The organism is Lutibacter aestuarii (assembly GCF_042676885.1).
Lineage (GTDB): Bacteria > Bacteroidota > Bacteroidia > Flavobacteriales > Flavobacteriaceae > Lutibacter > Lutibacter aestuarii.
On record NZ_JBHTIC010000002.1, the window covers coordinates 423,091 to 441,453 of the forward strand.

Annotated in this window: 10 protein-coding genes; 1 reads left to right on the forward strand and 9 read right to left on the reverse strand. The window is 32.5% G+C overall.

From position 1 onward, the window contains the following. Nucleotides 1–7: 7 nt before the first annotated feature. Nucleotides 8–1,606 (forward strand): mechanosensitive ion channel family protein, encoded by a 1,599-nt coding sequence (locus ACFQZW_RS01890; RefSeq protein ID WP_298263531.1) that lies wholly within the window; start codon nucleotides 8–10, stop codon nucleotides 1,604–1,606. 37 nt (nucleotides 1,607–1,643) lie between these two features. On the opposite strand, the gene ACFQZW_RS01895 is transcribed toward ACFQZW_RS01890, so the two are convergent. From ACFQZW_RS01895 to ACFQZW_RS01935, 9 genes are all read right to left on the reverse strand, one after another. Further along, nucleotides 1,644–2,633 (reverse strand): PorP/SprF family type IX secretion system membrane protein, encoded by a 990-nt coding sequence (locus tag ACFQZW_RS01895; protein ID WP_386781373.1) that lies wholly within the window; start codon nucleotides 2,631–2,633, stop codon nucleotides 1,644–1,646. Nucleotides 2,634–2,645: 12 nt separating this feature from the next. Continuing rightward, nucleotides 2,646–9,776 (reverse strand): T9SS type B sorting domain-containing protein, encoded by a 7,131-nt coding sequence (locus ACFQZW_RS01900; protein ID WP_386781374.1) that lies wholly within the window; start codon nucleotides 9,774–9,776, stop codon nucleotides 2,646–2,648. 10 nt (nucleotides 9,777–9,786) lie between these two features. After that, nucleotides 9,787–10,191, reverse strand: coding sequence for a hypothetical protein (locus ACFQZW_RS01905; RefSeq protein WP_386781375.1), 405 nt, complete (start codon nucleotides 10,189–10,191; stop codon nucleotides 9,787–9,789). 7 nt (nucleotides 10,192–10,198) lie between these two features. Then, entirely contained in the window at nucleotides 10,199–10,726 is a 528-nt protein-coding gene (locus tag ACFQZW_RS01910) for a phage tail protein (RefSeq protein ID WP_386781376.1), read from the reverse strand. A gap of 34 nt (nucleotides 10,727–10,760) precedes the next feature. Continuing rightward, entirely contained in the window at nucleotides 10,761–11,117 is a 357-nt protein-coding gene (locus tag ACFQZW_RS01915) for a hypothetical protein (RefSeq protein WP_298263522.1), read from the reverse strand. Between the two features lie 61 nt (nucleotides 11,118–11,178). After that, on the reverse strand, nucleotides 11,179–11,730 hold the full coding sequence (locus ACFQZW_RS01920) for a hypothetical protein (RefSeq protein WP_298263521.1): 552 nt from the start codon (nucleotides 11,728–11,730) through the stop codon (nucleotides 11,179–11,181). A gap of 152 nt (nucleotides 11,731–11,882) precedes the next feature. Beyond that, nucleotides 11,883–14,378 (reverse strand): zinc-dependent metalloprotease, encoded by a 2,496-nt coding sequence (locus tag ACFQZW_RS01925; RefSeq protein WP_386781377.1) that lies wholly within the window; start codon nucleotides 14,376–14,378, stop codon nucleotides 11,883–11,885. 136 nt (nucleotides 14,379–14,514) lie between these two features. After that, complete coding sequence (locus tag ACFQZW_RS01930; RefSeq protein ID WP_386781378.1) at nucleotides 14,515–15,810, reverse strand: carboxypeptidase-like regulatory domain-containing protein; 1,296 nt, start codon at nucleotides 15,808–15,810, stop codon at nucleotides 14,515–14,517. Nucleotides 15,811–15,919: 109 nt separating this feature from the next. Next, nucleotides 15,920–18,028 carry a M3 family metallopeptidase gene (locus ACFQZW_RS01935; RefSeq protein ID WP_386781410.1) on the reverse strand — a complete coding sequence of 703 codons (2,109 nt, stop codon included), beginning with the start codon at nucleotides 18,026–18,028 and terminating at the stop codon, nucleotides 15,920–15,922. Nucleotides 18,029–18,363: the final 335 nt, after the last annotated feature.

The following is an 18,363-nucleotide window of genomic DNA, read 5'->3' on the forward strand; positions in this document are numbered from 1 at the left end:
TTAGAAAATGAAAAAAATAACATTATTTTTTTTATTACTTTCAGCTACACTTATAGCACAAAAAAAAGTGAAAGTTGATTTAAGTAATCCAAATGCAACAATTTATACGCATTTGTATTTTTTACAACCAGATTCTTATCATCCTGAAAAAGCAGCAGCTGTTATTTATGATAAAGAAGGTGAAGATGCACAGAAAATTGCAATAAAATTAAAAAAAATATTGGATGGCAAAGGGTTAAAAGTTGACTTCTCCAAAGTTCCAACATCCAATACTTTTTCAGATACTACAGGTTTTAAACCAGGAAATAGATATGTGTTATTTCCTTATCAAATGCCAGAAATTTTTCTTGAAAAAATTGAGGGAAGTTGGTATTATTCACCTAATACAGTTGAGAAAGTTGATTTGCTTTATAAAAGTGTTTATCCTTGGTTTACTGAAACAATACAGCAAATTATTCCTGAATTTGGTCATAAAAAATTTTTAAAAATTGAATTATGGCAATATTTAGGAATTATCATTTTAGCATTGCTTTGTACAGCGTTGTTTTATGTATTGAAAAAAGTAGTTTATTTTACTTTGAGGAAAATTCAATATTGGATAGTTCATAAATCAAATGAAAAAATTAATGCTTCGTTAAAGAAATTAACCAGACCAATAGTTTTGTTAATATTGAGCTGGTTTATTAAAGCACTATTGCCATCATTGCAACTTGATTTAGACATAAACACAGTTATATTTTTGGTTTTAAATATAATGGTTACTGTTTTTTGGATTTATGTTTTTTTAAAATTAGTCCAAGTAGTAATGAGTGTTTACGCAGATTATGCAGAATCAACGCATTATAAATTAGATGATCAATTGGCACCAATTTTAGATAATTTTTTGTCTGGAATAGTGGTTTTTATTGGAATATTAAAGTTATTAACTTTATTTGGAGTAGAACCATTTACGGTTATTGCAGGAGCTTCTATTGGAGGTTTAGCGGTTGCTTTGGCTTCACAAGACACTGTAAAAAACTTGATTGGAACGGTTATGATTTTTGTTGATAAACCTTTCCATATTGGTGATTGGATTGAAGCAGGCGAAGTAGTTGGTACTGTTGAAACCGTTGGTTTCAGATCTACTAGAGTTAGAGCTGCAGATACTTCAATTTATCAAATACCAAATAGTAGACTTTCTGAAATGGTAGTAAATAACAAAGGTTTAAGAGCATTTAGAAGATATACAACAAATTTAGGATTGCGTTATGATACTCCACCTGAATTAATTGAAGCTTTTGTAAAAGGTGTGCGTAAAATTATAGATCTTCATCCAGCAACCAGAAACGATGCGTTTAATGTTGAATTTACAGGATTTGGAGACTCAGCATTATTAATTCTTTTAAATGTATATTTTGTTGAATTAGATTGGAATAAAGAACAAGAATCAAAACATAGCTTACACATTAAAATTTTAAAATTAGCAAGTGAATTAGGGGTTGATTTTGCTTTTCCATCAACTACTGTTATGATAGAACAATTTCCAGAAAAAAAAGGATTGAATACTACATACAATCTTGAAAATGATAGAATTAATAGAGTGATAGATGATTTAGGTGAAAAATAAAAAAAAGAGCTTCTTATAAGAAGCTCTTTTTTTATGATTAATTTTCATTTAGATTATTTTCCTGACGTTCATTATTTTCCAAAGTTTGATTTATATAGTTCGCTTTTTTCATCCAGTAGAAAGGTGGTTTTCTTTGGTTGTTATCATTTCCGAAGTTGAGTATGATAGAGAATTCGTGCGCCCCAGTATTGTAGTTGGATAGCTTAGAAGTAGTGGCATCATACGTATATCCAATTTTTAGATTATCGGTAAGTCTAATTTGAAAGAGCCCAGAGATGGATTCATCAATTCTATGCGAGATTCCAAACTCTAGTTTGTTTTCCCATAAAATAGAGGCAGATATATCAGTAGAAAGAGGGCTGCCATTTACGGCTCTCATCATAAAAGAAGGTCTTAATTTAAAAGCATCGTTTAGATTAAAGACATAGCCAGAAGAGAGGTAAAAAATCATTTCTTCTGAAGCACTTGTTACGATAGCATTATTTTTATCATAATGTTTAGATTGAAGAATATTCACAGTAGATACACTGGCATACCATTTATCGGTATAATAAAAAACACCGGCTCCAATATTAGGATTAAATTCGTGGATATTTTCAGTAAATAAAGGATCATTTTCCATCCCAAGCTTTAGCAAGTCTACATCTAAAAAACTTCCGCCTGCTTTTAACCCAAAAGCTAAAGTTGAGGATTCGGTAGGGTAAATAGCATATGAGAAATCAGCATACAGATGAGTTTCACTCAATACATACACTTTATCATTTACAATAGAGAGCCCAAGGCCTACATTTTTACCAGAAGGCCCGTGTAAAGAGAGGGATTGAGTTTCAGGACTTCCGGCTTCACCTGCCCATTGACTACGGATGTTAGCTGTAGCAGTAAACAATCCGTGACTACCAGAGTAGGCAGGATTGATTAAGCTAAAGTTATTGTAGTACTGGGTATATAAAGGATCTTGCTGAGCATTACTTTTTAGAAGTACTAAAAAAGCACTTACCATTACGAGTTTTTTTATTATATTTTTCATTTGATTTTTTTCTTAATAATTGATGTATATCCAACCTTTTACAACTTTACTACCTCCATTAATGCTCAATACATAAAAGTAAGGAGCCGCTGGTAATTTTTTCTTTTTGCCAGAAGCAATACCGTCCCAATAATTTTGATAGTTTTTAGATTCATAGACCAGATTCCCCCATCGGTTAAAAATTTGGATACTGTTATTAGGATATTTATGAAGCCCCGTAATGATAAACTCATCGTTGACTCCATCACCATTAGGAGAGAATCCTTGAGGAATTTCCAATTCGCTAGTATCACAAACATCTCCAATGCCATTTCTATCTATATCGGCCTGATTTGCATTAGAAGTCGTAGGACAATTATCAACAGTATTTTCCACACCATCTCCATCTATATCGTCATCGCAACTATCAGCAATAGCATCATTATCTAAATCATTAGCAGTAAAAGTAACCATTGCTATTTCTGAAGCAGTATTTCCATTAGTATCAACCACCGTTAAGGTAACAGTATAGTCAGTTAAAGTAGGACAAGAGAAAGAAGTTTGATCTAAACTTAAAGAAGCAATCCCACAAGCATCAAAACTACCATCGTTTATTTCTTCAGCAGAAATGGTTGCATTTCCATTATCATCTAGTTCAACAGAAATGTTTTGAGTGATTACTATTGGGGCAGTTACATCAATAACGGTAACCACAGTAGTGCAAGAGGAACTATTACCAGCAGCATCAGTTACCGTAAGAGTTACATTATTTTGACCAATATTAGTACAATCAAAAGAAGTAGTATCTATGGTTAAACTTTCAATGGCACAATTATCAGAAGAACCATTATCAATGTCCTCTACAGTAATAGAAGCATTTCCGGTCTCATCCAATTCAACAGTAAAAGGTGTTTTACAAACAGCGATAGGAACTACAGTATCTACAACAGTTACGGTAGCCGAACCATTGGTACTGTTTCCATTAGTATCAACCACGGTTAAAGTCACGGAGTTTTCACCAACAGAAGTACAATCAAAAGAAGTAGTATCTATGGTTAAACTTTCAATAGCACAATTATCAGAAGAACCATTATTTATCTGTTCAGCAACAATAGAAGCGGTTCCATTTTCGTCTAGTTCTACAGTAATATTTTGAGTAATTACAGTTGGAGCAGTAATGTCAACCACAGTTATCACAGCTTCAGCAGAAGCAGTGTTTCCATTTACATCTGTAGCAGTTAAGGTTACGGTATTTTCACCAACAGAAGTACAATTAAAAGTAGTAGTATCTAAAGTTAAACTTTCAATAGCACAATTATCAAAAGAGCCATTATCTATCTGTTCAGCAACAATAGAAGCGGTTCCATTTTCGTCTAGTTCTACAGTAATATTTTGAGTAATTACAGTTGGAGCAGTAATGTCAACCACAGTTATCACAGCTTCAGCAGAAGCAGTGTTTCCATTTACATCTGTAGCAGTTAAGGTTACGGTATTTTCACCAACAGAAGTACAATCAAAAGAAGTAGTATCTATGGTTAAACTTTCAATAGCACAATTATCAGAAGAGCCATTATCTATCTGTTCAGCAACAATAGAAGCGGTTCCATTTTCGTCTAGTTCTACAGTAATATTTTGAGTAATTACAGTTGGAGCAGTAATGTCAACCACAGTTATCACAGCTTCAGTAGAAGCAGTGTTTCCATTTACATCTGTAGCAGTTAAGGTTACGGTGTTTTCACCAACAGAAGTACAATCAAAAGAAGTAGTATCTATGGTTAAACTTTCAATAGCACAATTATCAAAAGAGCCATTATCTATCTGTTCAGCAACAATAGAAGCTGTTCCATTTTCGTCTAGTTCTACAGTAATATTTTGAGTAATTACAGTTGGAGCAGTAGTGTCAACTACAGTTACGGTAGCATATGCAGCAGTTACGTTATCACTATTATCGATAACTAAAAGTTTAACTTCATTTTCTCCAATATTGGAACAATCGAATGATTGATTAGTAGGAAACAAGCTTAATAGTTTAATACCACATGCATCATTTGAACCATTGTCTATTTGTTCAGCAGAAATGGAAACTGTTCCGTTTTCGTCTAATTGTACTGTAATGTCTTTAGTAAGTGCTATTGGAGCTTCAGTATCATTAACAGTAACATTAAAACTGCAAAAGGCAGTATTTCCAGAGCTATCAGTTGCTTTAAAAGTGTTTATAGTAGTTCCGATAGGAAACTTACTTCCACTTGGTAATCCAGCTGTTTGCTGAACAGCAATAGCTTCAGGGGGTATTAATGAATATTTAAAATTAACTCTACTTATTGAACCTCCATTTTCAGTCCAAAATGTTCCTTGCGGAGCTGGACTATTACTGATTGGGTTTTGAGTACCAAATCTTTTTATCTCAACGGAATTCCCATCAATATTAATGTCTGAGTAATTTGAAGCATATGAGTTAATATTAGAATTACCACGTGTACCTAAGACACCAATAATATCACCTGCATTGATAGCGATGTTGACATTTATAAAATCGTTTCCAGTAGTGTTATTAGACCAATGTAATAATTCACTATAGCTACTTGTTGATGACCAGGTAGAAGGTGGTTGTGAGAACCTCATTACCTGAATATTTTGATTGTCATTTGAAGCAGTATTTGGAACATTTAAAGCTGTTATATAAAAATCTACTGGAGCAATAAACCAATAACCTCTAGCATTACCAGAAAAACTTGATGTTTGAGGAGGGGACTCAGCTAAACTTTCATTTAAGAAGTAACAATTATCTGTGGCGGTAGGCATTTCAAAATTTACTATTGAGCTACACTCTCCAGTATCGTTTGTTACAACAATGTTAGTAGGACAATTTATTTTTGGAGGCTCATTATCATTAACAGTAATAATTGTGGTACAAGTTGCTGTTTGTCCGTTTCCGTCGTCAGCAGTCCAAGTGATTGTTGTATCTCCTTTTAGTAATACTTCTCCAGCTATGGTTGCTGTTCCGTTTAAATCATTAGTAATACTTCCATTTGTACAATTGTCTGTAAATGTAGCATCTAGTTCAGTTCCAACAATAGTGTAACTACAAGTATTAGGATCAATATTTCGTGTACTATTAGGAATACAAGTAATTACAGGATCTATATTATCTTCAATACTAACATTATCTGAAGCAGAATTAGTGCATCCATTTGTGTTAGTATACGTATATGTAATTGTTATTGGTATTGTACCATTTGTTGCAGGAGCAACAAAACTATAAGTTAACCCATTTCCATCATCTGTTACTCCAGTCCCACTATAAACTCCTCCAGTAGGGAGTCCACCACCAAGACCAGTTTGTGAAGAGCTAGGGCAGAAAGGACTTGAAGGAGCCGTAAAAGTAACTGTTGGTAAAGCGAAAACTTCTATATCATCAGAGGAGCTTACAGTACAACCGTTTGAGTTTGTATAGGTGTATGTTAAAGTATGTGTACCTACGCCAGCAATATTTGGGTTAAAACTATAAGTTGATCCATTTCCATCATCTGTCACTCCAGTTCCCGAATATATTCCACCACTTGGGCTTCCACCACCTAGTCCAGTTTGAGTTCCAACATTGATACATACATCGGAAGGAGCGGTAAAAGTCACTGTTGGTAAAGCAAAGATTTCTATATCATCAGAAGTGCTTACAGAACATCCGTTAGCATTTGTATATGTATAGGTTAATAAATGTATTCCAACACCAGCAATAGCAGGATTAAAGCTATAAGTTAATCCATTTCCATCATCGGTTACTCCAACACCTGAATATACTCCGCCACTTGGGCTTCCACCACCTAATCCTGTTTGTGTTACAACATTGGCACACAGGTCTCCTGGGGCTGTAAAAGTAACGGTTGGAAGGGCAAAAACTTCGATATTATCTGAAGCTGCATAACTACAATTATTTGCATTGGTATAAGTATAAGTTATTGAGTGTGTTCCAACACCAGCAGCATTAGGATTGAAACTGTATGTTAATCCATTTCCATCATCGGTTACTCCAGGACCTGAATAGATGCCACCTACAGGGTTTCCACCGCCTAATCCAGTTTGTATATTTGTATTTAAGCATAAATCTGTTGGAGCTGTATAGGTAACACTTGTAGCTAAATTATCTTCAATAGTTACTTGAGCGATACAAGTATCACTATTTCCGGCAGCATCCGTTACAGTTAATGTAACGTTAATTGGAGTTGCACTAACATCAGAACAAGTAAAAGTATTAGGACTAACACTCATTGATGCTATTCCAATATTATCAGATGAACCGTCGTTTACATCTGAAGCAGTAATTGTTACTGTTCCTGAAGTTCCTATTTGAGCTGTAAATGCTTTACAAACAGCAGTAGGAGGAGTGGTATCTACAATATTTAAAATAGTAAATGGTACTGTTGATAAATCCTGATTGGTTTGTGCATAAATCCAGTTTGTAATGTCTTCAAAGTTAGCTTGATCTACAAGTATATTTCTTTTTGTAGGGTCAAACTCTGTTCTGTTTGGTTGTGTAGTAGGAAATCCATCAATTACTAATGCACTTAAATAAATTCCAGAAGGATCTTCTAAACTTGGTATTGTTCCTCCTGAACTCCCAGAGCTTCCATTTCCTGTATAAATAACTGCATAAATATCAATTACACCATTAGTGGGGTCATTGTCATTATCTTCATATGCATAAAATGTTTCTCCAGATGTTGCGGGTGAAAAATTTCCAGATATTAAAGAAATACTTCCACAAGCAGCTCCTGAATTTCCATTACAATTAATTGAAAATGTATCAGGAGAAGTTTCTTTAATTACAATTACATCACCTTTAGGAATTACTGTAGAAGGAGATGTATAAGATAAAACAGCATCTCCAGAATCAAACAATAATGTGTTTTTGTTAAATGAGTTTTCAGTAAAATAAATTGTTGTGTTAGCTGGAATATCTTTAGCGGCAACAAAAGAAAATCCATCAGGATCTGTATGATTAATTCCAGTTATGGCAACAAGAGGATTTGAATTACTAGTGTCGTCGTTATTAATATATCCTATAGCTTCATTTGGAGAGCCTCCGTCGTAACCTGTACCTGAAGTTATTGTTAATTTTACAGTCTCTTGGATTTCAACATCAGTATCTGTTACAGGTGTAATTGTTATAGCTACTGAATTGGTTCCGTTTGCAATTGTTGCTGTTCCATTAGTTGCGTTAAATGTTGTAGCGCCTGCAGCTGTATAATCTGAAGTAAAGGTAGCCGTACCTGTAACATCAAAATTGATAACGATATCACTTGTTGCATTAGCACTTAGAGAAAATGTATAAACCATTCCAGTTCCTAAATCTTCAATTACTGTTGAAGGGGAATTAGTTAAAGTTAGTACTGGGTTAGGAGAACCTGTTGAAATAATAATATTATTAAAAGGTACAGTTGAAAGATCTTGATTGGTTTGGGCATGCAACCAGTTTGAAGTATTTTGAAAATTAGCATGATCAACAGTTATGTTCCTTTTGGGCGGATCATATTCTGTTCTATTTGGGGCTACAGGTGCAAATCCATCAACTAAAACTGAGCCAACATAAACACTAGTGGGGTCTTCAATAGAAGGAATAGTACCTCCTGAAGTACTAGTATTTCCTGTATATAAAACAGCTTGTATGTTTGTTATTTCATTGGTGGGATTATTATCAGTATCCGTATAAGCACTTAACGTTTCTCCATTAGTGGCTAAAGAAAAACTGCCTGCCTGTAATATTACAGAGCCGCAATTTCCATTATTACAATAGGTTGTGAATGAATTTGTACTGGTTTCTTTTACAACAATAACTTCTCCTCTTAAAACACCTCCGGCTGGTGCTGTCCAAGAAGCTACAAATTCGCCAGAGTTAAAAGTAAGAGTTGAATTACTAAACTCATTATCAGTGAAATAAAAGATTGTCCCTGCATTAATATCTTCTAAAGCTACAAATGAGAATCCTTCAGTAGTATCGTTATTGACTCCAGTAATAGCTATTGAAGGAGTGATTGTAATTGAGTCATCATTTACAATTGTAGCAGTTGCAATGCTTGGGCTTCCAGCATCATAACCACTGCCAGCTATTAAAGTAATTATGATATCTTCATCAGGTTCTAAAGTAGAATCACCTGTTGGTGTAATTGTTATTGTTTTTGAGTTGGTTCCACTAGCAATTACAGCGGTTCCAGTTGAAGCATTAAAAGTAGTAGCTCCAGATTGAGTATAATCAGTATTTAAAATTGCAGATCCACTAACTGAAAAATTTATAGTTGTATTTGTAGTTGCATTCGTATTTAAAGAAAAAGTGTAAGTAAATGATGAGCCACTATTTTCATTTAATGAAGTTGGAGAAACAGTTATAGTTGCTATTGGGTTTGCTCCAGATAAATTTAAATTTGTAAAAGGTACAATAGATAAATCTTGACTAGAAACGTTCCATAAATAATTGGTTGGGTTTTCAAGTGATGTTTTACTTACTGCATCTCTTAAAGAAGCAGGATTGAATTTGTATTCCACTCTATCGGGTCCAATATTAATATCTCCATCATCAGGAAATCCATCTACTACTATAGCATTAGGATGGTCTCCTCCCTGTGTAGGATTTTCATTAGCTGGGATAGTTCCTCCATTCTGACTAGAAGATTCTCCTGAACCTGTAAATAGTACGGCATAAATTTCTCCAATTCCATTAATAGGATTGTCATCAGTATCAGTATATGCATAAATGCTATCTCCATTAGTACCCAATGAAAAGTTTTCAGTGGATGCCGTAGGAAATGTTGCAGTTCCACAAGCTCCTCCTCCGGAACAACTAACAGTAAATACATCGGTTGATGTGCCTGTTTCATCAACAAAAATGACAGTTCCTTTACTAATAATTGAAGTTGTAGTAAAAACAACTACACCTTCACCCGTTGGAGCGCCGTTATAGGTAAAAACGTTTGCAGTTGCATCGTATTCATTTGAAGTAAAATAAATTACTTCCCCTGAAGGCAAATCTTCCAAAGCAACAAAACTAAAACCATCAGTATTTGGAGATGATGAGTTATGATTGATACCAATAACTGCAACTTTTTGAGAAAATCCATGAGTTATTCCTATAAAAAGAACAACCATTAATGTAATAAAAGTATTTTTTTTCATAATAAATTTTTTAGGTACAGATATAAGGATTTTGCCAACCTGTTAGAGGTGACTTTTCAAGTTTTTGATACAAACTTTTATTTAATAAAGTATCTAGAGTTTTTATAACTGTATTTAGATAAGTAGTTTTATGATATTCAAATTTTAGGGGTTTAAATTGTACTATTAGAGATTCATTAAAATTATTGTAGATTAATGAATCTCTAGTTGTTGAAATTATTTTAGATTGCAAATATTTAGTAATTTTTATATGAAAATGATTTGAAGTATTACCAATACTTTCAATAATTAAAGTAGGAATATTATTTCCATTATTAGGATGATTCAAAGCTTGTTGTAAACCATTTAAAAAGTTTAACTCAAGTGATGGAAGCATATCCGATTTAGGTAGTAATATTTCAACTTTAAAACTCATATAATTTTTAATCTCTAGAAGGGAAAATTCCGACAAGAGCTATTACAAAATTAATAGCTAAATAAGGTTGCATATTTGTATGAGGTTGATTACTCCCAGTAGCACCAATAGTTAATCCATTTAAATTGCTTCCAGAAGAAGATTCTTCACTAAATGCTCCAGAGTGAGCAGCAATATACTGACCAGAAGGGTTAGATTCACCACCTGTGCTAGTACTAACTGCAATTTGCCCATTATGACTATGGTTAGGCATTTGAGTTTGGTTTAAAGTTACGTCTTGCACGCCTCCTCTTTGTCCCAGAGGTCTAGGTGAAAGGCCAGGACCTGCACTTCCACCTCCAGAGTTAATAGGTACTCTACCACGTAAATCTGGTAAGGCAAAAGTAGTTCTTCCATCTCCACCATAGGTAGTCCCTAAAATTGAAAATAATGCGCTGTTTTGTGAGATAGCTAGTAGTTGTCCGTTACAAAAAGCCCAACCTCTTGGGGCAAAGTTCCCTCCAAACATCATAATTTGTCCTAAAAATGGCTCCATAATTTTAATTTTTTAATAGTTAATAATGTAATTTTTATTTAATAATAAGTTCTGGCATGGCAATAGATATAAGAGTTCCATTAGACGTTGAAAGGGAACAGGTGCCATATTGGTCAATTACCGCTGTTAACTCTCCTCCTCCTTCATATCGGTAATAAGCTTCAACAGTACTGGTTCTTACCAAAACACCCCAAGTTTCTTTAATAAAAGGGTATCCAGCAATTTTTTTATCGCCAAGATCAATAAACGCCATTTCACCAATTCCAGGAATAGTTACATAAGAATTGCCTTGATTTTTTAAACATGCAGAATCTCCTTGATCGTTAATAATTTTGTTTCCATTAACAGTGATTGCCCATGGATAGTTGTTTTTAATGTTTAATGTGTACATAAATCATTTATTTAAATAGTTAATATGAATGTCAATTTTTATGACAGTTTTTAAAATTTAATTAAAGAGTTATGTTAAATGTTATAGTTGAAGAGTTTTCAAATTCTTCAGTTATGGGAAAAAGGTGTTCATCTAGTAGTTGGTTGTCATACCAATGTTTATCTGTGATATGAGCTCCTGTACTATTTATGACTAGTTCTGTGAAATAATAAGTTTCACTATTAGAAATTTTAAAATATATTCTAGAAGATTTTCCATATTCTTTATTTGGAAAATCGGTAATAAAATGATAATTGCCTTTAGTATCTGTTTTTAATTTAGCTCTATGCTTATAGCTTTTAGAGTTTGGAGATAAATGCCAAACTTCAATACAAACATTTGGTAACAAATTAGTTCCAGTTTTATCAAAAATTTGACCTTTGATTGAAATTTGTTTACCAGATAAAAAAGGATTCCTTAAATCATTTTTTTCTTCAGCATATGAATTGTAACCTTCAAAAGGGCAATTAGAAAAAGAAAATGCATTTGCAAGTTGAATGTTTGAGAGTAGCGCTATGCTTGTAGAAGCTAAGACAGTTTTTTGCAAAAACTTCCTTCGGGAAGAATATTCCATAGTTTTTTTAGTTAGTTTGGCTAATATATAAAAAAATTTAATAAATAATTGATTTTTAAAGTAATGTGTTAATAAATTAGATACTTCAGATTAAAAAAAGAGCCTCAAAATTGAGGCTCTTTTTTTGTGAAATAATATAATATAATTATAATCTACTTAGGATCTAAAATTCCATCTATACGTTTAGCAATATCTTGCAAGTGGTATTTTTTTATAGTATTTGTTGTAGCATTTGCAGCTCTTTGTGCATCTCTTTTAATTCTGTTAAGCTCTCCACGAACCACAGGAATAATATCAGATTGTTTTACAGTTACTGTTGTACTTTTTATATAACTTGAGCCTTTAAAACTTTTTGAGTCTTTAGCATTCATCAAATACGCTAATCTTTCAACATGTGCTCTTTGAAGATTTCTTCTATAAGTATCAATATTTTTTCCAGTACGTAACTCAGACCAAATTCCATTTCGTAAATCAGACATCATTGAAATTAGCGAATAGGCTTCAGAACCATTCAAAGTTTCATTTTCAATCATACGCATCATTCTTCCTAAAGAAAGAATATTGTTTAAAGTTCTAACTTGAATACTTCTAATTCTTTCTGTAACTCCAGAATATTCAGTTCTGCCAATTATATTTTTATCGATAAGCCAGGTTGGAGTATCAAATAATTCTGTATTGATAAATTTTAAACAGTTTTTTTGATGTGCTTTATCTACATGCGTATATACATTTCCTTCTTGGTCATAGGTTTTATAATTTTCATAAACACCACCTAAATTAGAAGAAACATGTCCCATATATCTATTAAACTGAGAAACTACATGTCCATACATAGTTTCTAAATCATCATAATTTTTACCTTTTTCAGCAGTCCAGTTAATTAAATTTGGAACAATTCTTTTTAGGTTAGCAATTCCATAAGAGCTAGCTTTAATGGCATCGTCTCCTAAATCTTCTGTTTGAGAACTTGGGTCAACAACATCACCAGCTTGTTGATGTCCAAAACGATATAATGGATCTCCAGCATGTTCTAAAATCCAGCTATCTAAAGTTTCTTTTTCATCTTCTGGTGTTTCTGCATCTAAAATTGGTCGATATCCCCATTTCATAGCATATTTGTCATATACCCCAATATTAGGATTCATTGCAACTCCTTTGTCTCCAGGTTGTGCAACATAATTAAAACGTGCATAATCCATAATAGATGGTGCAGTGCTATATTTTTGGGTAAATGTTGCTGAACGTAAAGAATCTACAGGGTAGGAAGCACTACTCCCCATATTATGAGGTAAACCTAAAGTATGACCAACTTCATGAGAAGAAACAAAACGAATTAAACGCCCCATAACTTCATCTTTAAATTCAGTAGTTTGAGCCTCAGGATTAATAGCTGCAGTTTGAACAAAGTACCAACCTTTTAATAAACTCATTACATTATGATACCAGTTGATATCAGATTCTAAAATTTCACCAGATCGAGGATCACTCACGTGTGGACCATTTGCATTTGGAATAGGAGAGGCTAAATATCTTACAACAGAATAGCGGACATCTTCAGGACTCCAATCTGGATCTTCTTCTTTTGTAGGAGGGTCTTTAGCAATGATGGCATTTTTAAATCCTGCAGCTTCAAAAGCCACTTGCCAATCTTCAATACCATCTTTTATATATTGTCTCCATTTTTCAGGAGTTGCTCTATCAATGTAATATATAATTGGTTTTTTTGGTTCAACTAATTCACCACGTTTAAATTTCTCAATATCTTCATCTTTTACTTCCAATCTCCAACGATCTAAGTATGTTACTTTTTCACTTTTTTGAGCTTCAGAGCCATAATCAACTTGTGAGGTTGTAAACCAACCAACTCTTTCATCAAAAATTCTTCGTTTCATTGGAACTTTAGGTAATAGAATCATTGAATTACTCATTTCAACAGAAATAGTTCCAGTGCTTGAATTGGATGGAGGCGATCCTGCAGCATAAGTTTTTACGTGTCTTGTTTCAATATTTAATGGGTAGCTTTTTACACTTTCAATAAATGATTTTTTGGTATCTAATCGTGTAATTTTATAACCTTTTCTTTTATAGCTTGGTAAACCTAAGGCTTTAACATCTGTTGAAAATAATTCTGTTACATCAATTACAGTTGAAGTTTTATCATCATTAAATGCAGCTATTGGAAAAGCAAAGAGTACAGGTTCAAAGTTAGAGTTTACTACGGCTTCATGAATTGGAAGTTTTTCATCAGCAACTACATTATGAGAAACAACTCTTAACAAAATTTGTTTTCCTTTTTTTTGCCAACGCAAAACTTGTGTATTTGCTTTTTGACCTCCAAAATCACTATTATTTGAAGTGTTTTTTGCAATACGAGTTACCATAAGCATTTCTCTTTCTAATAATGAGTCTGGAATTTCAAATAAATATTTATCATCAATAGAGTGAACTTTAAACAAACCTTCATCGGTTTTTGCATCTTTTGTTACAACCTTATTGTAAGGTTGAATGGCGCCCTTTTTTGGTTTTGGTGGTGGAGTAGGAGCAACAGTTTGATTTTTCTTTTTTTTCTTTTTTTGTGCTTCTGCATTAGAAGATACTCCAACTATTAACAGCACTGTTAATAGGCTAGTAAGAAGTTTTTTGGTCATTTTGAATATTAGTTTTTGTTTTTGAAAATAATTCGACTAATATATCAAACCCAAATAAAAAACTTCTTAAATATATGTTAAAGAAAAACCCATTAATATTGCTATTAATGGGTTTATTAAGTACTTAAATAGTAGATTAATTTTTATTTCTTTTTAATTGTTTTTGAATTTTTTTGATGGCAGCTTCAATAGGTTTTTCGGGCTCTATTACATTGTATTCTCCCCAAAATTCAGCATCTTCAAAACCAGATGCTTCATCGCTCATTATTACCGAAGATTTTAATCGGTCTTTTAATTTTATAGATTTATTAGTTGTATTTTTTTCCCAGTTAGTAATGGCCATTTCAATGGTTGAGTAATAAACAGAGTTAAATAATTTTTTATCATAATCAACCTTAAACCCAAGTTGAATTCTACTGTAGCCATAATACCATTTGTTATTTGTTACTTTGTAATTAACCTGATAGCTAGCTTCAATAGGTATTACATTTGCCTTTCTAGGCTTTTTAAGTATAAATAACTTACCAGCTTTTTCTGGATTGTCTAAGTTTACTTTAAATTTAGCACTTGTTAGAGCTAAGGATTGTGCATCAATATATAATTTTCCGTAAAAAAAAGGTTCTGAAACAGATGATTTTTGTTTAAAATTAATTACATAAATAGGCCTGTTATCTATTTTGGTTGATTTATCAAAAGTGAATGTATAAATTTGATCCATATTTTCTGTAAAAATTAAATGTGGATTTTTCATAATATCCAAGTGCAAAGTACTAAAGGGACCTCCCCTTAATTTTAAAGCTATGGTGTCTAGTTTTCTATAATCGGTACTTTTTCTAGATTTATATAGTTTAAGTAAATCACTTCTAGAGGTATTATATGGTTGTTTATGTATTTCTACAACGGCTTCAGATAATGATACATAAGTTCTTCTTTTTTTGATGGTTTCTCTATAGAAAGCTGTCATATTAGTATCATCATTAAAATAGTTTTCACCACGACGTTTTAATGCTTCTTTAACCAAGGAAAGGGCATCTTTAGTGATAATTTTAACTTCAGATAGCTCCTCAATATAGGTGTCTAATTTTATGACATTATTTTTATTTTCAAGATTTTTTAGATTTATGACTTTACTAGTATAGCCCAAAAAAGAAATGGTTATGTGCTGAGAATTAATTTTTTTAGGAATTTTTAATAAAAACTTTCCTTGTGAGTTAGTTACTGTACTTATATTAGTTCCATTAACAGTTATAGATGCAAAAATTAATGGTTTTTTGTGTTTACTATCCAAAACAATACCACGATATCTGTTAACACCTACGGTATCAATATAAGTTTTAGATGCGTAGCTGAATTGATGGCAACCAATTAATAATAAAAATATAAGAATTGGTTTAGCCAATTTTTTTACAAAAGGTATAGTATTAGTTACCATGGCTTTTTAAATTTAGTATTATAAGTATCTAAGTTACTAATTTTTAAATGAATGTAAAAGAAAAAAGGAGCTACATAACTGTAACTCCTCAATCTCTTTAATATTTGGGCTATTTTGAAGGAACTGGAAAGCCTCTGTCACGCATTAAGGCATCAATTTTAGCATCACGACCTCTAAATTTTCTATAGGCTTCAGCTGGATCCATTGAGTTTCTAGGAGCAAATAAATATTGTACCATTTTGGCAGCTAATTCTTTGTCATAAAAACCACCAGGAGCTTCTGCAAAAGCTTCAGCGGCATCAGCTGTTAAAACATCTGCCCACATATAACCATAATAAGCGGTAGCATATCCTTCTCCAGAAAATACATGCCCAAAATGAGGTGTTCTATGTCGCATAACCAATTCTTTTGGCATATTTAGTTCGTTTAAGGTTTCTTTTTCAAAAGCATCAACATCTATATTTGATGGATCAGCCATGTGAAATTTCATATCCATTATTGCAGAAGCTAAATATTCTGTAGTTGAAAATCCTTGATTAAAAGTTGAAGCTTTCTTAATTTTTTCAACCAATTTTTGAGGAATTACTTCTCCAGTTTTGTAATGAACTAAAAACTGATTAATTACTTTATCAGTAGATAACCAACGTTCTAATACTTGTGATTGGAATTCTGTATAATCTCTAACACCACTGTTTAAAGTTGGGTATTTTACATTAGATGAAAAGAAGTGTAAAGCATGTCCAAATTCATGTAAAAAAGTAGTCGCGTCATCCCAAGAAACTAAAAGAGCTTCACCAGGAGCGGGTTTTACAAAGTTTGAATTATTTGAAGCAAGTACTGTCTTTTTTCCATCGAATGTAGTATGACTTCTATAAGTTGTAGCCCAAGCTCCCGATCTTTTTCCAGGGCGTGCAAATGGATCTAAATACCACAATCCAATATGTTTGTTAGTTGATTTATCAGTAACTTCCCAAACTTTAACATCTTCCTGAAAAACAGGAACGCTTCCTTCAGCAACAGGAGTAAAATTATAATCAAACAATTCTCCAGCTACAAAAAATAAAGCTTGAGTTAATTTATCTAATTGTAAATATTGTTTAACTTCATCCGAGTCTAAATCATATTTTTGTTTTCTAACTTTTTCAGCATAAAATCTATAATCCCAAGGTTCAATAGTAATATTATCTCCTGCAGCATTTGCAACATTTTGCATATCTTTTACTTCTTCATGTACTCTAGCAATAGCTGCTGGCCAAACAGCATTCATTAAATTCATAGCATTTTCAGGAGTTTTAGCCATTCTGTTTTGTAAGCGCCAATCTCCAAAATTATCGTAACCCAATAAGCCTACACGTTCTTTTCTTAATTTTAAAATTTTAGCAATATTTTCATTATTATCAAATTCATCTCCATTGTCGCCTCTAGAATAATAGTTTGTCCAAACTTGTTTGCGTAATTCTCTTTCTGTTGAATAGGTTAAAAATGGATCCATATAAGATCTTGTGTTTGGAACTGCATATTTACCTTCTTGACCTTTATCTGAAGCGATTTTAGCCATAGATTTTATCATGCCTTCAGATAAGCCTCCAAGTTGATCTTTAGTTAAGTACACTACATAGTTTTCTTCATCTGCTAAAATGTTATTAGAAAAATTGGTATATAGTGTTGAAAGCTCTTTGTTGATTTCAGCATAACGAGCTTTTTTTTCATCATCAAGCTCAGCACCATTCATGGCAAATCCTTCATAAGTAAGCTGAACTACACGTTGTTGATCATCTTCTAAAGGAGTTTTTAATGAATTGTCATACACTGTTTTTATACGTTTAAAAAGCGCCTTATTTTGCGATATTTTTGAGTTGAATTCTGATAAAATAGGTGCCATTTCACCTTGAATTTTTCTAAACTCTGCAGAAGACGTATTTGAGCTCCAAATACCATAATAACTAAACACTCTATCTAAGGTTTCCCCAGCCTTTTCTAAAGGAACAATAGTGTTTTCAAAAGTTGGGGTTTCTACATTACTAGTGATGTCATCAATTTCTTGTAAATTTTCTTCCATTCCTTTTTCAAGCGCAGGCTTAATGTCATCAATGTTCATTTTATCAAAAGCAGGAACTCCACCATAAGGTCCTGTCCATTCTTGCAATAAAACATTTTGAGTTTGCATTTTTTCTTCTTTTTCTTTGGTTTGATTGCAGCTTATTAAAACAGTTACCATACTAAAAATGGTAATTGTTTTAAACAGCGTTGCTGTTGTTTTTTGTATCATAATTATAACTTGTTTAAATAGATTGATTGAATAACATCAAAATTAACCATTTAGCCATTAAAAATTAAGTAGTAACCCCACTTTAGTGCGTATTTTTAGTTAATGAAATGTTAATTTTTAATAAAAAAGAAACTGCTAAAAAGTAATTCCTTTTAAATAAATTAGGTTATGGATTTATTGGAGGTAATGGATTAGGTACTAGATTTTCAATGGGTGGTGTAGAGTTTAGATATTCGAAAATCGATTTTAATTCATCGACAGTCATAGCGCTATACAATCTCCAG

Coding starts and splice junctions, on each gene's coding strand:
- ACFQZW_RS01915 (WP_298263522.1), bottom strand. CDS start 11,117: ATGTACACATTAAACATTAAAAACAACTATCCATGGGCAATCACTGTT.
- ACFQZW_RS01900 (WP_386781374.1), bottom strand. CDS start 9,776: ATGAAAAAAAATACTTTTATTACATTAATGGTTGTTCTTTTTATAGGA.
- ACFQZW_RS01925 (WP_386781377.1), bottom strand. CDS start 14,378: ATGACCAAAAAACTTCTTACTAGCCTATTAACAGTGCTGTTAATAGTT.
- ACFQZW_RS01905 (WP_386781375.1), bottom strand. CDS start 10,191: ATGAGTTTTAAAGTTGAAATATTACTACCTAAATCGGATATGCTTCCA.
- ACFQZW_RS01935 (WP_386781410.1), bottom strand. CDS start 18,028: ATGGTAACTGTTTTAATAAGCTGCAATCAAACCAAAGAAAAAGAAGAA.
- ACFQZW_RS01895 (WP_386781373.1), bottom strand. CDS start 2,633: ATGAAAAATATAATAAAAAAACTCGTAATGGTAAGTGCTTTTTTAGTA.
- ACFQZW_RS01910 (WP_386781376.1), bottom strand. CDS start 10,726: ATGGAGCCATTTTTAGGACAAATTATGATGTTTGGAGGGAACTTTGCC.
- ACFQZW_RS01930 (WP_386781378.1), bottom strand. CDS start 15,810: ATGGTAACTAATACTATACCTTTTGTAAAAAAATTGGCTAAACCAATT.
- ACFQZW_RS01920 (WP_298263521.1), bottom strand. CDS start 11,730: ATGGAATATTCTTCCCGAAGGAAGTTTTTGCAAAAAACTGTCTTAGCT.
- ACFQZW_RS01890 (WP_298263531.1), top strand. CDS start 8: ATGAAAAAAATAACATTATTTTTTTTATTACTTTCAGCTACACTTATA.